We start from the raw sequence: 17371 nt of genomic DNA on the forward strand, positions 1-17371 counted from the left end.
TGCCGGGCGGGGGCCCTATTGCGCACCCACCGCCAGCTTGAACGGTGCGGCGGGCAAGCCGTTCTTCGCATATAGATTTACGATCGGCGTATCTTCCCAGGCATAGCGGACCTCTACCTTGTCGGCCACCGCGCCCGAAACGATGACGGTGTTGTCTTCAATACGCGCCCGCGCGAATTGGCAATTGCCCGCCGCCGTGCACAGCTGGAACGCGGTGGGGTCAAGCGCGCTGACGACTTCGAACCGGACATTGTCCGGGTAACGCACGATCAAATCGCCGCCGTTGCGCGTGATCGCCGTAGGATAGGGCGCAACCGGCTGCGCGGCATCTCCATAGGCGACCCGGATCGCCTCGGTTGCCAGCCTCTCGCCCACCAGCGTCTTATGACGCGGGTGGATGTCCTCTTCTTCACCGCTGTCGATCAAGACCGCGAGTCCGGCGTTATCGGTCTGCGCGACAGCCGCACGCTGCCCCTCGCGCAACTCGGCCCAGCCGCTGTCCTCCGGCTTTGTGTCGTAGCCGCCGAAACCTGGCAGCTGCGCGATGACAAACGGCAGTGCGGGCTGGCCGAAAGCCAGACGCCAGCCGCGCATCATGCCTTTCAACAAATCGCGATAGACCGGACCCATGCCGGTGCCCGTATTCGATTCGCCCTGATACCAGGCCACGCCCTTCATTGGCATCGGGGCAAGCGGCGCGATCATGCCGTTGTAAAGCGTGGTAAACCCGCGCGGCGCTTTCCACGGCACGGGCGGCGCGGCGGCCAGCCCCTTGATCTCTGCGCCGATGCGGTAATGCCACGCCCCGGCCAGCGAAACCCTGTCGCCGCCTTTGGGGCGGAACAGAAAGCGATCCGGCCGCGCGCGGAATCCGCCAGAGCCACGTTCGTCGACCACGCGGATCGCGATGCGGTTGCGGCCTTCGCGCAGGGCCGATTGCGGTACGGTGTAAAGCCGTTTTTGGTTGGGATCGACTTCTGCGCCGACCAGTTTGCCATTGACCCACACGGTGTCGCGTTCATCGATGCGTTCGAGATCCAGCACCAATGACCCGCTCGTCTGTGCCTTGGTCAACATGACGTCGCGCGCGAACCAGACGATGCCGTTGAAATTGGACAGCGGCTCGATACCGGCCTGTTCCCACATCTGCGGCAGGTCGATGGTGGGCCAGCCGGCAATATCCGTGTCGGCCTTTGCATAGGCGGCGGTCGTCGCGTTTTCGGGGCTAACCTTTGCGATCCATGCCTCGGTCGCGGCGGCAGACCGGGCCGATCCCTCTTGCGGATTGGCTGCATAGGCATTGAGCAACGCGATCGCCTCTGCATTGCCCGGAATGCCGCCCAGCGTCGTCGCGTCGATCCAGTCCTCAACCGTCGTGCCGCCCCATGCGGAATGGATCAGGCCGAGCGGTCGGCCTGTGCGGTCTACAATCTCTTCACCCATATGCCAGCAAGCGGAGGAGAATTCGGCAATGCTTTCGGCGGATGCGGGCGACCACGCGATGTCGTAGGTCATCGCCGAAGTCGCAGCAGGCAGGCTGGCGCGACGGACTTTGGCAACGCGAATCGGATAGCGGCTGCTGCGCGCCTCTACCTGCGGGGCGTTGGCGGCATCCTTGACCATCATGTCCATGTTCGACTGACCGGAACAGAGCCAGATGTCGCCCGCCATCAGGTTGGACAGGGTGCGGGCCGATCCGGACTGCGGGGTGATCGTGATGGCGAACGTTTCGCCCGCCTTACGCGCGGGCAGTTCCGCCATCCAGCGGCCATCGCGGTTCGCTGTCGCCTTGGCAGCGCCCCCCGCGCCATCGAATGCGACGGTCAATTCCTGCCCCGGTGCCGCTTCGCCCCAGACGCGAATCGGCTGGTCTGCCTGAACCATCATACCGTCGGTAAGAGCGGGCGAGACCAGCTCGCCCGTCAAGCCGGGTTGTGCCGCCAAGCAGATTGCGAGGGCAGACAGCGAACCGGAGATTCTAGCGAACATCAAACATCCTTCTCATATTGGATAGGCCATTTTTATAGTCCAATGATGCAGGCAGTCGCGCAGCATAGCAAGGGTCCAGTTTTGAACTGGTCGTTATCTTGCCTCGTCGCGCCATTGCAGCGCCTTGGAATTGCCGCATCAAGCCAATGCCGGCAATTGAAGGTTACGCCATTTCATAATTGGTAGGATCAATAAAGTTGAGATCGGTCGTTGACTTGAGTCAATATTGGTATAGTTAAATCTCAAACCAAAGTTCCGGGAGAGATCAATGCTGTTGCAATCGGCTCGCACGCGCCGCTCGAAGGCGAAGTTGCTGCTGTCCATGACCACCGTGCTGTCAGGCCTGTGTGTCGCCGCTCCGGCGTTCGCGCAGGATACGGCCGATGCGTCTGACGGCGCGGCGACCGACGACAATACGATCGTGGTCGAGGGTTTTCGTGAAGTGGTGCGCAGCTCGATCGATACGAAGCGACGCGAAGATGCGATCGTCGACGCGGTTTCTTCCGAAGATATCGGCAACCTGCCCGCTCTTTCGCTTAGCGAAGTGCTGGAAACGATCACGGGCGCAGGCGGTCACCGCGGCAAGGGTGGCGGTAGCGAGATCGCCATTCGCGGCCTTGGGCCGTTTTTGGGCCTGACGACCTTCAACGGCCGTCAGGCAACCAATGGCAGCGGCGACCGCTCTGTGAATTTCAGCCAGTTCCCGTCCGAACTGGTCAATAACGTCAAGGTCTACAAGACACAGCAGGCCGATCTGGTTGAGGGCGGCGTCGCTGGCCTTATCGAAATCGGTTCGGTCCGCCCGCTCGACTATGGGCGCGAACGGGTCAATCTGATGCTGAAGGGTGGCTACAATCCGCTGGCCGACCGGATGGAGAACGGCAACGCGCTAAGCTGGCGCGGCACGCTGTCCTATATCGACCAGTACGACATGGGCGAGATGGGCGAACTGGGCCTGTCGATCGGCATTCAGAGGAACGAAACGACCAATCCGCAGGACCGCATGTTTGCGTCTTCGACGTGGAGTGCCTGCGACGCGACGGTCGTGCCGGCGGAAGAATCCGGACGGGGGCGGTTCAGTCGCTATACCGACAATGTCATCGATCTCGGCGGGGAAAATGCCGACAATCCCTTTTACCTCGTCGGCAACTCGCTGGGATTGCGCCAGCAGGGTGAGGACGATCGCCGCGACGCGCTGTTTGCGTCGATCCAGTGGCAGCCCGATCCGCGCTGGGACATAAACCTCGATACACAGATCTCGAAGCGTGATTATACCGAGGATCGCCACGATCTGGTCTTCGCCGACAATCGTCGTATCGGGCCGGACCCGGTCTATGATGAAAACGGCGTGCTGCAGTCTTATACCGGCACATCACAACTGTCGTCCGATGGGCAGTATTTCCAGAGGCAGGAAGATTATTACGGCGCGGGCCTGAATGTCGCTTTTGCGGCGGACGACAATGTCGTGCTGGCCGTGGACATGGCATATTCAAAAACGCGGCGTGACGATCTCAACCGGCGTTCGCGGCTTCGGTCCGACGGGCTGGATATTTATGGCAACCCTACCGCGCGGGCGGAACTTTTTCCGGGAACCGGCGGCGAAGTTCCTTATACCTACGATTATACGAACTCGGAGATTCCGATCCTGACGGTCGACCCGATCTTCGACCTCAACGATCACTCGCTCTACAGCGACGATGCCCTTTTGCTACGCGATCGCGACCTGACAGAGCAGGAAATCCGCGCCCTGCGTTTCGATGGCGACGTATCGCTGGACAACGGTTTCATCCGCTCCATCGAGGGTGGCGTGCGCTTTGGCCGGATGGACTATTCCGAGAAATTCCGTCGCAACCAGTTCGACAACGCTGATCGTGAGATCGACCGCGCGGTTAACGAAGCCTGCCGCATCGATTTCCCGCAGAGCAATTTCCTGGGCAACGCCGATGGCCACTCGATCCAGAGCTGGGCAACGTTCGACACGCTGTGCCTCTATCGCGAATATACCGGTTCGGAAGACTTCGGCCCGCCTGACGTGGCGTTCGATCCGGCCGATGTGACCGTGCGCGAGGAGACTATCGCGGTCTATGCGATGGCCAATATCGACACGATGCTGGGCAATATGCCGGTGCGCGGCAATATCGGCACCCGCTACGTGATCACGGATGTCAGGTCGGACAGCGTTCGCGCCGAGCTGACCATCATCACCAACGAAGACAATACTGTTCAGATCGAGCCGACGGGCAATTTCGAGCAGGTGCGATTCAAGAACAGCACCACCGACTGGCTGCCCAGCATGAACCTGATTTTCGAGCTTCGGCCCGATCTTCTGCTGCGCACCGCCGCCTATCGCGCGATGGCGCGCCCCGATCCCAGTGCGCTGGGCGCAGGGCGGACTTTCTCCCTCGCCGAAAACGAGGGTACGGGCTATGCCAATGTCGAAGAAGCGATCGACGATGTTCGCGCATCGGGCAGCCCGGCACGCGAACCGCTGCGGGCGTGGAACTTCGATGCTTCGCTGGAATGGTATCCGAACCGCGACACGCTGCTTTCGGTGGCCGCCTATCACAAGATTTTTCAGGGCGGCATCATCCCGGTGCTGCGTGACGAAACCTTCGTGGTCGATGGCACCCCGATCACCGTACCGGTGGCGCAGCAACAGACGACCGACGATACCAGCAAGCTGACGGGTATCGAGTTCAATGCTGCGCATACGCTGACGTGGCTGCCAAAGCCGTTGGACGGACTGGGCTTCAAGCTGGGTCTGAACTGGGCGAAAACCGATTATCGTTCGGAAGACATTTCGCTGGGCGACCAGATCGATGTCGAGACGGGTGATGTCATCCCCCGCATTATCGAACCGGCCTCGATCACCGGCTTTTCCAAGCTGACCTACACAGCGCAAGTGTTCTACGGCATCGGTGATCTGGACCTGCAGGCGATCTACAAGCATCGTTCGGGCTATCATCAGGACTTCCTGGGCGGAAACACGCAGCTTCGCTATGTCGAGGGAAATGACGTGATCGACCTTCGCGCCAGCTACAACCTGTCCAAAGCGATCCAGCTGCGCGTCGATGCAGTCAACATCACCAACGAACCGCGCATCGACTATATGCCGGTCCGGGGCAGCTTCCGCGATTATCAGGAATTCGGCACAACCTATTACCTTGGCATAAGGGCGCGTTTCTGATGCTGGCGCAGGAAAAAATGGGCATCAGGGCGGCGCTGGTCGGCGCTGCCCTTGGCGGAACCGCACTGGTCAGCCCGCAACTGGCGCTGGCCCGGGATTACAACGTTCGGACGGAGAGCGAGCTGTCCACCGCGCTGCGCGCTGCAAAGCCGGGCGACCGGGTGTTCCTGCGCGAAGGCGAATGGAAAGACCTGCAGTTCTCTATAAAGCAGGGCGGCACGGCGGCAAAGCCGGTGATCGTCGCGGCGAAAGTCGCGGGGAAGACCATCATTACCGGCGAATCCTCTGTCCGCATTGCGGGGGATAATATCGTATTGGCCAATCTGGTCTTCCGCGACGGATATTCCCCCAGCTCGACGGTCATCAACGTTCGCGGATCGGGCGACCATCTGCCCAAGAACAACCGCATCACCGGCAACGTGGTCGAGAATTTTTCAAAGCCCGACAAAACGCAGAAAGACTATTGGGTCTCGCTGACGGGTGAGGGGCACCGCGTCGATCACAACGCCTTTGTCGGCAAGACCAACGCCGGGCCGACGATGGTCGTTCGGCTTGATCTGGATAAGGGCAAGCCCAACAACCACAAGATCGAGTACAACTATTTCGGCCCGCGCCCCGATTTCGGCGGCAATGGCGCGGAAACGATCCGGGTCGGCACCAGCACGGTCGTCGACGATGTGTCGGGCACGCAGATCTATCGCAATGTCTTCGAACGCACCAATGGCGAGCCGGAGGTGATTTCTCTCAAATCGCGTGAGAACGTGGTGGCGGAAAACACGTTCTACGAAGTGTCGGGCGCGTTGACGTTCCGCCAAGGCGGCAAGAACGTCGCGCGACGCAACGTATTCGTCGGTAACGGTCGGGAAAAGACCGGCGGCATCCGCTTGACCGGATCGGATCACACGGTGACCGAGAATTACTTCGAAGGCCTGAACGGCACCGGCTACCTGTCTGCACTGACGTTGATGAACGGGGAATCCGATGCATCGTCCAGCGGGTATCGCGCGGTTCAGCGTGCCACGATCACCAACAACAGTTTTTACGATAGCTTGCAGTTCGCCTTTGGCGCTGGGGCCAACGATAGCCGCACGGTTACGCCAACGCAGGTTGCAATGTCCGGCAACCTTTTCGGCGGGCAGACGGCTATGAAGCTGCGCGAATATGCGCCGCTGGGCGGGGTTGCGTTCACGGGCAACGTGGCCTCGCCAAAGATTCGGCTGGGTAACGGCATAGCCGCGACCGAAACTTTCGAAGTTCGGCGTGAAAAGAACGGTTTGCTTTACGCCTATCGCGATGGGCAGCGGATCGAAACCGGCGTGCCGTTCGACATGCAGCCGGTAACGTGGCGCGAAGTCGGCCCGGCCTATTACGAAAAACCTACACCCAATACCACGCAGAGCGCAGGATGAACCGCATGCGCCGTACCTTTATTCTTGTTGCCATGGCTTTGTCTGGAAGCTCCCTCTCCTCAGGGGCCATGGCCGCACCGCTGCTGTTGAGCGACACGGCAGCACGGCAGATCGCTGGAAACAGCGATCTGCCCTTGCTTTTCCAAAAGGGACTGAACGACGCGAAAAAGCGCGTCGCGACCAGTGAGAAGACGGGCATTGACGTGCCCGCGCCAAAGGATCCGGGCGGCGGCTATTCGCACGAACGTCACAAGGTGAACGGCCAGATTGTCTATGACGCAGGCTATCTCTATCGCCTTACCGGAGAGAGCCATTACCGCGATCATGCGCGTGATATCCTGTTGCGCTATGCCGCGATGTATCCGTCGTTGCCGCTGCATCCCGAACGCAAGAACCAGTCCCCCGGGCGGCTGTTCTGGCAGGCGCTGAACGAGTCCGTCTGGCTGGTCTATGCGATTCAGGGTTACAACGAAGTCCGCGATGACCTGACCGCGGCGGAGCGCAAGCAGATCGAGGATGGCGTGTTCCGTCCGATGGCGGAATTCCTGTCCACCGGATCGCCAGAAATGTTCCGCAAGATCCACAACCACGCGACGTGGGCGGCGGCTGGCGTGGGCATGACCGGCTATGTGCTGGGCGACGAACGCTATAGCGATTGGGCGATAGACGGTCTGGACGGCGATGGATCGTCGGGCTTTCTAGCGCAGCTGGACCAGTTGTTCTCACCCGACGGGTATTACACCGAAGGCCCGTATTATCAGCGTTATGCCTTGCTGCCCTTCGTCGTCTTTGCGCAGGCGATCGACGCGAACGAGCCGGATCGCAAGATATTCGAACGTCGCGACGGCATCGTAGCCAAGGCCATCGCGGCGACGGTGGCGATGACGTACGAGGGCAAGTTTTTCCCGGTAAACGATGCGATCAAGGAAAAAGGCGTCGATACATCCGAACTGCTCTACGGCGCAGCGCTGGGCTATCGACTGACCGGCGATCCGGTCTATCCCGCCATCGCCCGCATTCAGGGCGAAACGGTCATGACGGGCGAAGGGCTGGCGCTCGCCAAGGCGGCGCAGACGAACGCCGCGATGCCTACGCCGCAAAGCATGCTGCTGCGCGACGGACCGCAGGGCGATCAGGGCGGCATGGCGATCCTGGGCATGGGTAAGGGCGCCTTGGCCCAGACCATCGTTGCCAAGGACACCGGGCAAGGCATGGGCCACGGCCATTTCGACAAGCTGTCGATTATGCTTTACGATAATGGGCACGAAATCCTGACCGATTATGGCGCGGCGCGGTTCCTGAACGTGCCGAGCAAGCAAGGCGGGCGCTACCTTCCCGAGAACGACAGTTTCGCGCAGCAGACGGTGGCGCACAACGCGCCGGTCGTGAACGAAGAAAGCCACTTTGCGGGCGACTGGAAAGAGGGCCAGAAACACTGGCCGACGATGCGATATACGCGGTTCTCGGACAGGCTGAACGCCGTTTCGGCGACCATCGACGATGCCTATCCCGATGCCGTGCTGACCCGGACGTCGTTGCAGTTCCGGCCCGGGGCCGAAGCGGAACCCATCCTTCTGGACGTGGTCGAGGTCGATACCGACAGCGCGCAACCCGTCGACCTTCCGTTCTGGTTCAATGGGCAGGTCACGAACCTCCCGAAATCCCTTTCCATCCGGACAGACGGGCTGACACCGCTGGGTGTGAAGAATGGCTATCAGCACATCTGGAACCTTGGCGATGGCGCGCTGGCCGATGGGACAGGGCGGCTGACATGGCTTACCGGAGGGCGGTTCTATTCGCTGCACACACTTGCACCGCCGGCGTCGAAACTGGCGTTGATCCGCGCGGGCGCGAACGATCCGGAGTTCAACCTTCGCCCCGAAATGGGCGCGATGGTCCGCACCCGAGGTAGTGGCAAGACCCGCATCCTTACTGTGCTGGAACCGCATGGCCGATACGATCCAGCCGCCGAAACGACCGTCGCCAGTGAGCCACGCATTGCGGACCTGAAGACTGTCCGACTGGATGGGGCGTTGGTGGTGCAGATGACCACGAAGGCGGGCGGAACGATCCAGGCAGTCATCGCCGACAATCCTTCCGAGACCGTCCGACACGATCTGCGCCACGGCAAGTTGCGCCTGCAATGGAACGGGCCGGTCGCCTTGTTCGACGGCACCGGCAAGCGGATCGACCAGCCCGATGGCTGAACCGAACAACGACTTTTCATCGAAACATGAATTCTGACAGGAGTATTTTTATGAGCTTGAACGGGAAGACGGCGATCGTCTTCGGCGGGGGGCGCGACATTGGCAGGGCCGTCGCCGAAGGGCTGGCGCGGGAAGGTGCGGCAGTTACCATCAACTATTGCAACGACGAAGCCGGTGCGAAAGCGGCTGTCGCAGCGATCGAAGCGGCAGGTCGCAAGGCCATTGCCGAACAGGGCGATGCCACCAACCGCTGGGATGTCGCCCGCGTCGTCGCAAACCATTGCGCCGCGTTTGGCGACCGGATCGATGTGGTCGTCAACGTCGTCGGCGGTCTGGTTGCGCGGAAGACGATTGCCGAGATGGACGAGGCGTTTCTGGAACAGGTGCTGAAGTTGAATGTCACTTCGGCTTTCCTCGCCACGCAGGCGGCGCTGCCGCACATGGCGGAGGGTGGTTCGATCATCAACTTCGCTTCGCAGGCGGGTCGCGATGGCGGCGGGCCGGGTGCCATCGCCTATGGCGCCAGTAAGGGCGCAGTGTTGACGATGACGCGCGGTATGGCGAAGGAACTTGGCCCCAAGGGCATTCGCGTCAACGCGGTCTGCCCCGGCATGATCGCGACCACGTTTCACGACACCTTCACGAAAGACGAAGTGCGCGCGAACGTGGCCGCCGCCACGCCATTGCGCCGCGAAGGGCAGTCGAACGAGGTGGCCGACCTCGTCTGTTATCTTGCATCCGACAAGGCCGCGTTTGTCACTGGCGCGGGTATCGACATCAACGGCGGCACCTTCTTTTCATGACCGCCTTGTAAGCTGGAAGGGAGCTGGTTCCCGATCACTTCGGAGTGGAGCCGATCGACCACGAGTTTATCCGTAAATCGCCCGATAGTCAGCTGACAAAGCTGGCGCCCCGATCGATTGATGCCGAAGTCGTCAGCGCACTGTTGTCAAAAAGGGGCGCGTTGGTACTGTCCAGCGGCAGAAGACCACGCAATCCGGCTTGAGGAAGGCGATATGCTGCTGCTGCCCCGCTGGCAGCAGCACAAGCTGTGTTCGTCATCGGATGTCGCGGCGGTCGATATTGCCGAGGTGGCTGCGCGTTCGGGATCCGATTTGTGGGATTCAAGTCGGCCCCTTGCGGGAATACGGGTTCTCAAACATCAACCGGATGCGCCAAACCCGCCGGACGTGCAGGTGTTGGCCATGATGTTCAGGGCGGACCATGCCTACCAGGATAATCTGGCAAATTGCATGCCTTCGATATTCCATCTCTCTGCGGCAGACGTAGAATTTGTCAGTCTGATCACCGTCGTACGAGAATTTGTCGCGACTCATATCGAATGCCGGGCCAACGGTTACGCCGCAGCCGGGCACCGTATGGCGGAGATGATCCTTATAGAACTGTTGCGAAGCATCGTTGCGAAGCGACCTGAGGGCACGACCGGTTGGCTCAACGGTCTTGGTTCTCCTGCGATCTCAGCAGCGATGACGGCCCTGCATCTGGAGCCCCGGCGGCGATGGACTTTGAACGAGCTGGCCGATGTTTCCGGATTGGCGCGCCCTCAGTTTTCTTTTCATTTTTCACGCGTCGTGGGCCAGTCTCCGATGAGCTATGTGCAGAGTGTCCGGTTGCAATGGGCAGCCGATGAAATCATGCGCGGTGCTGCCATAAAGGCCGTGGCAGACGAAATGGGCTATTCCACCCCTTTCGGTTTTCGGAAGGCTTTCGTTCGCGAATATGGCGTTCCACCCGGTCGGTGGCGCATGGACCGATCAGCCGCCAGTTAGCGGCTTGCAGGCGAAGCGCAGGTGGTGTCAGATGGCTCTGACGCTGGCCTCATCAGGTCGTGGGCAACCGCACCTGAAAACAACTCCCCATACCCTTGGCGCTGCTCTTCAAACTGATGGTGCCGCCGTGCAGCTCCACCAGCTCTTTCACGAGAGCCAAGCCGATGCCAAGTCCGCCGGTCACCTTGCCCGAAACGGACGCAGCCTGCCCAAACAGTTCGAAGATCTTTTCCTGTTCCTCAACGTCGATGCCGACGCCGGTGTCGCTCACTTCCAAAACGGCTTGGCCGTCCGCAGCGGCAAGCGACACCGATATCTGCCCGCCCGCCGGAGTATAGCGGGCGGCGTTGCCGACAAGATTGCTGATGATCTGGATAATGCGGGCAGGATCGCCATCCAATTCGATCGGATCGTCAGGAACGCTGACCTTCAATTCGTGCCCCGCTTCGTCGATGGCCGGTCGATTGAGTTCCAGCGCCAGCGGCAGCACCTCCTGCAAAGTGATCGGTTCCTTGCGCAGGGAAATCTTGCCTTGCTCGATCCGGGCAATGTCGAGCAGGTCTTCGACCAGCCGGGACACATGGCTAAGGTTCTGGCGCATCGCGGTGCGCACGCCTTCTGCGTCGATCCGGGTGTTACCGCGTTCCAGGATGTTCAGCCCCGAAGACAGCACCGAGAGGGGATTGCGCAGTTCGTGGCCAAGCACCGCAAGGAAGTGGTTCTTCTGCTTGTCCGCAGCTTGCAGGGCCGATGTCAGGATGGCGAGTTCGTCGCGCTGTGCCGCGATCTGCCTACGCTGCGCATAGAGGCCAAGGAAAACCTCGGCTTTTGAGCGCAGGATGTCAGCCTCTATCGGTTTCTGGATGAAGTCGACCGCGCCTGCCTCATACCCGCGAAAGCGTCGGGAAATGTCGCCGGTTCCGGCAGTAACGAAGATGATCGGGATATGGCGCGACCGTTCGTTCGCCCGCATGATTTCGGCCAACTCGAACCCGTCCATGCCCGGCATTTGCACGTCCAGCAGCGCCAGCGCGTAGTCGTGCTCCAGCATGAGTTCCAGCGCTTCTTCGCCGCTTTGCGCGGTGTGGAATTGCACCCCATCGCGCCTCAGCAAGGCTTCCAGCGCCAGCAGGTTTTCGGGCAGGTCGTCTACCAACAGGAAATTGATCGGGGCTTCGGGCGCGGTCATTCTGCCACCCCGGCGGCCAACGATGCCGCAATCTCGTCCAAAGTCATGATTGCGGCATCCCGGCAGGCTTCGACCGCTGCCTCTGGCATCGCCGCCATTTCTGCAGTTGCCGGGTCCTGGATCAATACCACGCCGCCCGCATCCTCGATGGCGCGCGCGCCGTTTGCACCGTCATGGTTCGCGCCGGTAAGGACGATTCCAGTCACCGCAGGGCCAAAGGCATCGGCGGCCGTTTCGAACAGCACGTCGATCGCCGGGCGCGAATGGTTCACCGGCTCTTCGGTAGATAGCGCCAAGGCGCCATCGCCTTCGACCAGAACGTGATAATCGGGCGGCGCGAAATAGATCGTTCCGGGTTGCAGAGGCTCCTTGTCTTCCGCCTCTTTAACCTGCATCCGGCACTTTTCCGAGAACAGCTTGACTAGCGCATTGTCCTGGCGCGGCGGAACGTGGACGACGACCACGATGGATCGCGGAAAATCCGCCGCCAGCGGGGGCAGGATATGCGACAGGGCCTGAACCCCGCCCGCCGACGCGCCGATCGCGATCAGTTGCTGGGTCATCGCGCCACCCTCCGATAGATACGATCCTCTCTCACATGTTCGACGAACTTGTCGGCATGGGCGGAAAAGCGCAGGCTTTCCTTCGACCCGATCCCCAGAAACCCTTGCCGGGCCAGCGATTCCGCGAACAGGCTGACGACTCGGTCCTGAAGGTCTCTATCGAAATAGATCAATACGTTGCGACACGAAATCAGGTGCATTTCGGCAAAGGCGGCATCGGTGACAAGGCTGTGGTCGGAAAACACGGTGCGGGCGCGCAAAGACTTGTCGAACACGGCGCGGCCATAGTCGGCGGTGTAGTAATCGGACAGCGAACTGTGCCCGCCCGACAATCGGTGGTTTTCGGTGAACAGCCGCACTTGGTCCAGCGGGTAAATGCCCGCCTGCGCCGCCTTCAGCGCGGCGGGGTTGATGTCGGTGGCGTAAAAGATCGTCTTGTCGAGCAGGCCTTCCTCGCGGAACAGGATGGCGAGCGAGTACAGTTCCTCGCCACGGCTGCACCCGGCGATCCAGACTTTCAGCGACGGATAGGTATGCAGGTGCGGCACCACTTTTTCGCGTAGCGCGCGGTAATAGGACGGATCGCGGAACATCTCGCTGACCTGCACGGTCAGATAGTTCAGCAGGTTGGGCAGCATCGTCTTGTCATGCAACACGGCGGATTGCAGCGCCGAAATACTGTCGAAACCCAGTTGCCGCCGCGCCTGGAGCAGGCGTCGCTTGATCGACGCCTGCGCATAATGGCGGAAATCGTAGTGATAATGCCGATAGAGCGCGTCGAGCAGCAGCTGGATTTCCAGATCCTCTACCGTCTCGCCCGTCATCGCGGCATCCATACGCGCACCAGCGATAGCAGTTTATCGACGTCGATCGGTTTGGCCATGTAATCGTTCGCACCCGCGTCCATGCATTTCTGCTGATCGTCGGGCATGGCCTTGGCGGTCAACATGATGATCGGCAGATTGCGCCATTGCGGATCGTCACGGATGGCGCGCACGGCGGTCAGTCCGTCCATCACCGGCATCATCACGTCCATCAACACCAGATCGATCGCCTTGTCGCTGTCGCCTGCGGCATCGGCCAGCGCGTCCAGCGCTTCCTGCCCATTGCGGGCAATACGGGTGAGCGCGCCGCGCGGTTCCAGCACGCTGGTCAATGAGTAGACGTTGCGCACGTCATCCTCGACGATCATGATCCGCCGGCCTTCCAGAGCGGCGTCGCGGTGGCGCGCCTTTTCGATCATCTGCTGCTGTTCAGGCGGCAGTTCCGCCACGACCTGATGCAGGAACAGCGACACTTCGTCCAACAGGCGTTCGGGCGATTTCGCGCCCTTGATGATGATGGAGCTGGAATAGCGGCGCAGGCGCTGTTCCTCGTCCGGCGACAGATCGCGCCCGGTATAGACGATCACCGGGGGCAGGGCGTGGGGGTGGTCCTCGCTCAGCGTTTCCAGCAGCGAAAAGCCCGATGCGTCGGGTAGCGACAGGTCGAGCACGATGCAGTCGTAGTCGCCCTCACGAATTTCATCGAGGCATTCGGCCGCCGTGCCGACGCCGACCGTTTCTACGTCGCGCGAATCCAGTAATTTGCCCACCGCCTCACGTTGAACCGGGTCGTCTTCAACGATCAACACGCGGCGCATCCGGGCAGTCAGCTTTTCCTGCAATCCGGCCAGCACTTCCGCCAGTTGTTCACGCGGAGCGGGCTTGCCAAGGAAGCCGACCGCGCCCAGCGCCAGTGCCGTCTTGCTCTGATCCTCGCCCGAAATGACGTGGATGGGGATGTGCCGCGTCTCGTCCTGATGCTTCAACCGGTCCAGCACGGTCAGGCCCGACTGGTCGGGCAACCCGATGTCGAGCACGATGGCGTTGGGAACGTATTCGCGGGCAAGGTCGAGCGCATCCTGCGCGCTTCCGGCAACGATGCATTGAAAGCCCATCTGGCGCGACAATTCGCAGACGATGGAGGCAAAGGTGGAATCGTCCTCGATAACCAGCAACAGGCGTTTGCCTTCGGACAGGTCGTTCCTGTCATCGTCGACCGACGACGATGGGGCAGGGGCTTTGGCGGGCGCGCTCTTGGGCGTGCCCACAGGCAGCACGGCATTCGACCGCGCCGGCACTGGCAACGGCACATCGCGCGCCGCAACTTTGCCGGGATCGTAGGCGACGGGAACGGTGACGATAAAGGTGCTGCCCTTGCCGACTTCGCTGTCCAGCCGAATCGACCCGCCCAGCAACCGCGCCAGTTCTCGCGAGATCGACAGGCCCAGCCCGGTGCCGCCGAACTTTCGGCTGATCGTGCCGTCGGCCTGACGGAATGCTTCGAAAATGGCCTCGCACTGTTCGGGGGCGATGCCGATGCCGGTGTCGGTGACGACCAGTTCCAGCGTATCGTTATCGGCGGGCCGTATCGACAGGCTAACGCTGCCCTGCTCGGTGAACTTCAGCGCGTTGGACAGAAGGTTTTTCAGGACCTGCTCCAACCGCATGCGATCCGTTTCGATAGAGCGCGGCGCGTCGGGCGCGATCTCGATCTTCAGGTCCAGCCCCCGTTCCTGCGCGACCTGTTCGAACAGCTTGCGCATGTCGGCCGCCAGACGCTCGGTCGATACCGGGGCGGCGTCGATCTCGACATGCCCTGCTTCGATCTTCGAGAGGTCGAGGATGTCGTTGATCAGCGTCAGCAGGTCATTGCCCGAAGACTCGATGGTGCGAGCGTATTTGACCTGCTCGCCAGAGAGGTTGCCGTCGGTGTTGTCGCCCAGCAGTTTGGACAGGATTAGCAGTGAATTGAGCGGGGTGCGCAGCTCGTGGCTCATGTTGGCAAGAAAGTCTGACTTGTATTGGCTCGCCTGCTCCAGTTCGCGCGCCTTCAGCTGGAGCGAGGATGCCGCGCGGCTCAGCTCGTCGCGCTGGTTTTCCAGCGTCTGGGCCTGTTCCTCCAACTGGCTGTTGGTCTGCTCCAGCTCGACCTGTTGCAGTTCCAGGCGCGCTTGCGATTCCTTCAGGGCGTTGCCCTGTTCTTCCAGTTCCTCGTTGGAAACGCGCAGTTCCTCGCTTTGCGCCTGCAACTCGCCCGCCTGACGCTGCGTTTCCTCCAGCGCGTCCTGCAACCTTTCGCGGAACCGCGCAGAGCGCAGCGCTATGCCGATGGACCCGGCCGTGTTGTCGAGGAGTTCGAGCACCCGCTCGTCGACTTCTTCCAAAAATCCTAGTTCGATGACCGAATTGACGATCCCGTCGGTATGGGCTGGGGCAATCAATAGGTGGCGAGGCGCGTCGCTGCCGAATGCGGAACCGATGGAAAGGTAACCAGCGGGAACATCGCGCAGCAGCACCGCCTCGCCATCGGATGCGACTTTGCCCAACAGGCCGTCCGCGCGGTCGAAAGACTGCGGAATCTCGGCATTCGCGGGCACGCCAAGCGTGGCGACCCGGTTGAATACACCTGCTTCGCCCTTGAACAACGCCCCGGCGCTGGCCCCGACATGTTCGGCAAAAAAGCGCAGGATGTCGGCGGCAAGCTGCTCGATCTTTTTGTCGCCGCGCATCGTCTCCGACAGGCCGACTTGCGCGTTTTGAAGCCATTTCTGGCGATCGCGGACGCGGTTCGATCGTGTTGTCAGGATGAACACCGCGAGTGTAAGGACAATACCGATCAGGCTGGTCAGCACCGCGCTGACGACGGCCTGTTGCGACGCGGCGGCAAGGCTGGCGACGCTGTCCTCTCGCGTGGTCAGCTCCTGTTGTCGCAAGCGGGAGAGTTGTTCGCGAATGCTGTCCATTGCGATCTTGCCGCGGTCGCTATTCATTTCGGCCAGCGCCGCATCGACCGACCCGCCGCGCCGCAGTTCGACTATGCGGGCCATTTCGCGGAGCTTCACGTCGGTAGAAGCCTTGAGCTGGTCGAAACTCTCTTTCTGCAAGCTGTTGTCGCGCGTCGCGGCCTGCAGAGCGGCCATCTGTCGCTGAAGATCCGCAACTCCTTCGATATAGGGAGCCAGATAGGCTTCCTCGCCGGTCAGCAGGTATCCACGCTGCCCAGTTTCCGCATCCAGCCCGGCGATCAGGACATCGTCGAGTGTGCCCAGAATTTCGTGCGTTTCGCGAATGCGCTCTTCGCTGGCCCGCATGTTCAGCAGGTTGGCGTAAGACGTGATCGCGGTGACCAGGAAGAAACCGATACCCAGCGCAAGACCGCCCAGCGCCCACCAGTTGATAGCGTTGCGGAGCCTGCGCACACCCAAAGAATTCTTCAAATTCGAACACCCTCGCAAGTCGACCCGCAGCGACTGGCAGGCGCTTCGGCGCAATCAAGCGCCCACTGATTTTTGCCAAAATGACCCTGCCCAACGCATTGCCGGGGGTTTGGTTCCATGTTTTTGCGGCGTAAGCATTTCCTTCGGTTTCGCAGGGCCGTAAATGCAGTTAAAAGGCTCGTCACCCTCTTGTATGTTCGCCACTCAATGCCGGTGAGCCAAACACTTGGTAAGCGCCTAACCCGGTAGTCAGCGGATCCGCATTGACGATGTCGCGGCGATTGATGGCTGTAGGAAGGATGTCGACCATCGTCGGGTGGTACGATTCCACGCTCTTCGCGAAGTTTTGGACGGTCTGGCGGGTCGACGCTGGCTGGCCGAGCAAGTCATTGTGCAGGAACGCGGGCGTCAGCGCGCGGGAACGGATCGCGCGGATCGCGCGGCTGCGGTATCGCGAGGGGGTTGCCGATTACCTTGAAGTGCTTGATGCCGAACGCAATCTCTACGCCGCGCGGCAGCAGTTGTTAATGACGCAGCGGGCCTATCTTAGAACGGCGCGACGCTGTTCGTCGCGCTGGGCGGAGGGCTGAACCCGAACTGAGACATGGGCGCGTTAACCCCCTTTCGGGACATTCTTCATTCCGCGCTTGCGAGAAACTAACGATTTGTTAAGATTGCCCACGATTGGCCGGTATGCGGGGTTTTGTGGGTCGCCCCGATCGGTTTGATCGGCCTGTGGGATCGGGTCGATCAATTCGAACTGCCGATTATTGACT

Annotated in this window: 11 protein-coding genes; 6 read left to right on the forward strand and 5 right to left on the reverse strand. The window is 61.0% G+C overall.

The features are described 5' to 3' along the window. Positions 1 to 15: 15 nt before the first annotated feature. Entirely contained in the window at positions 16 to 1926 is a 1911-nt protein-coding gene (locus AB433_RS19335) for a sialate O-acetylesterase (RefSeq protein ID WP_218916921.1), read from the reverse strand. A gap of 331 nt (positions 1927 to 2257) precedes the next feature. Between AB433_RS19335 and AB433_RS04675 the strand changes: the two genes are divergently transcribed. From AB433_RS04675 to AB433_RS19340, 5 genes are all read left to right on the forward strand, one after another. Further along, positions 2258 to 5176 carry a TonB-dependent receptor gene (locus AB433_RS04675; RefSeq protein ID WP_047820124.1) on the forward strand — a complete coding sequence of 973 codons (2919 nt, stop codon included), beginning with the start codon at positions 2258 to 2260 and terminating at the stop codon, positions 5174 to 5176. Next, positions 5176 to 6585, forward strand: a complete 1410-nt coding sequence (locus tag AB433_RS04680; RefSeq protein ID WP_053058983.1) for a polysaccharide lyase 6 family protein — start codon at positions 5176 to 5178, stop codon at positions 6583 to 6585. Before AB433_RS04675 ends, AB433_RS04680 begins: the two co-directional genes overlap by 1 nt. 68 nt (positions 6586 to 6653) lie before the next feature. Continuing rightward, a complete protein-coding gene (locus AB433_RS04685) occupies positions 6654 to 8792 on the forward strand; it encodes a heparinase II/III domain-containing protein (RefSeq protein WP_053058984.1) in 2139 nt (712 codons plus the stop codon). A 50-nt stretch (positions 8793 to 8842) separates the two neighbouring features. Then, entirely contained in the window at positions 8843 to 9595 is a 753-nt protein-coding gene (locus AB433_RS04690; protein WP_047820126.1) for an SDR family NAD(P)-dependent oxidoreductase, read from the forward strand. Between the two features lie 120 nt (positions 9596 to 9715). Next, a complete protein-coding gene (locus AB433_RS19340) occupies positions 9716 to 10582 on the forward strand; it encodes an AraC family transcriptional regulator (RefSeq protein ID WP_082134789.1) in 867 nt (288 codons plus the stop codon). Between the two features lie 52 nt (positions 10583 to 10634). Here AB433_RS19340 and AB433_RS04700 read toward each other — a convergent pair whose 3' ends face one another. Genes AB433_RS04700 through AB433_RS04715 form a run of 4 tightly spaced genes read right to left on the reverse strand, consistent with a single transcriptional unit; the run spans position 10635 to position 16469 of the window. Then, positions 10635 to 11771, reverse strand: coding sequence for a hybrid sensor histidine kinase/response regulator (locus AB433_RS04700; RefSeq protein ID WP_047820127.1), 1137 nt, complete (start codon positions 11769 to 11771; stop codon positions 10635 to 10637). Next, the gene (locus AB433_RS04705; RefSeq protein ID WP_047820128.1) at positions 11768 to 12334 is read right to left on the reverse strand and encodes a chemotaxis protein CheB; all 567 of its coding nucleotides are present in this window, start codon (positions 12332 to 12334) and stop codon (positions 11768 to 11770) included. Before AB433_RS04705 ends, AB433_RS04700 begins: the two co-directional genes overlap by 4 nt. Beyond that, a complete protein-coding gene (locus AB433_RS04710) occupies positions 12331 to 13158 on the reverse strand; it encodes a CheR family methyltransferase (protein WP_047823321.1) in 828 nt (275 codons plus the stop codon). Before AB433_RS04710 ends, AB433_RS04705 begins: the two co-directional genes overlap by 4 nt. Next, entirely contained in the window at positions 13155 to 16469 is a 3315-nt protein-coding gene (locus tag AB433_RS04715) for a response regulator (RefSeq protein WP_082135021.1), read from the reverse strand. Before AB433_RS04715 ends, AB433_RS04710 begins: the two co-directional genes overlap by 4 nt. 425 nt (positions 16470 to 16894) lie before the next feature. Between AB433_RS04715 and AB433_RS04720 the strand changes: the two genes are divergently transcribed. Next, positions 16895 to 17185 (forward strand): TolC family protein, encoded by a 291-nt coding sequence (locus tag AB433_RS04720; protein ID WP_047820130.1) that lies wholly within the window; start codon positions 16895 to 16897, stop codon positions 17183 to 17185. Positions 17186 to 17371: the final 186 nt, after the last annotated feature.

The sequence above is a fragment of the Croceicoccus naphthovorans genome, from assembly GCF_001028705.1.
In the GTDB taxonomy this organism is placed as follows: Bacteria; Pseudomonadota; Alphaproteobacteria; order Sphingomonadales; family Sphingomonadaceae; genus Croceicoccus; species Croceicoccus naphthovorans.

Excerpts from the sequence above, each read along its gene's own strand:
- AB433_RS04675 (WP_047820124.1), top strand. The coding sequence starts at position 2,258 with ATGCTGTTGCAATCGGCTCGCACGCGCCGCTCGAAGGCGAAGTTGCTG.
- AB433_RS04680 (WP_053058983.1), top strand. The coding sequence starts at position 5,176 with ATGCTGGCGCAGGAAAAAATGGGCATCAGGGCGGCGCTGGTCGGCGCT.
- AB433_RS04685 (WP_053058984.1), top strand. The coding sequence starts at position 6,654 with ATGGCCGCACCGCTGCTGTTGAGCGACACGGCAGCACGGCAGATCGCT.
- AB433_RS04690 (WP_047820126.1), top strand. The coding sequence starts at position 8,843 with ATGAGCTTGAACGGGAAGACGGCGATCGTCTTCGGCGGGGGGCGCGAC.
- AB433_RS19340 (WP_082134789.1), top strand. The coding sequence starts at position 9,716 with ATGCCGAAGTCGTCAGCGCACTGTTGTCAAAAAGGGGCGCGTTGGTAC.
- AB433_RS04700 (WP_047820127.1), bottom strand. The coding sequence starts at position 11,771 with ATGACCGCGCCCGAAGCCCCGATCAATTTCCTGTTGGTAGACGACCTG.
- AB433_RS04705 (WP_047820128.1), bottom strand. The coding sequence starts at position 12,334 with ATGACCCAGCAACTGATCGCGATCGGCGCGTCGGCGGGCGGGGTTCAG.
- AB433_RS04710 (WP_047823321.1), bottom strand. The coding sequence starts at position 13,158 with ATGACGGGCGAGACGGTAGAGGATCTGGAAATCCAGCTGCTGCTCGAC.
- AB433_RS04715 (WP_082135021.1), bottom strand. The coding sequence starts at position 16,469 with ATGCGGGCCAGCGAAGAGCGCATTCGCGAAACGCACGAAATTCTGGGC.
- AB433_RS04720 (WP_047820130.1), top strand. The coding sequence starts at position 16,895 with ATGTCGACCATCGTCGGGTGGTACGATTCCACGCTCTTCGCGAAGTTT.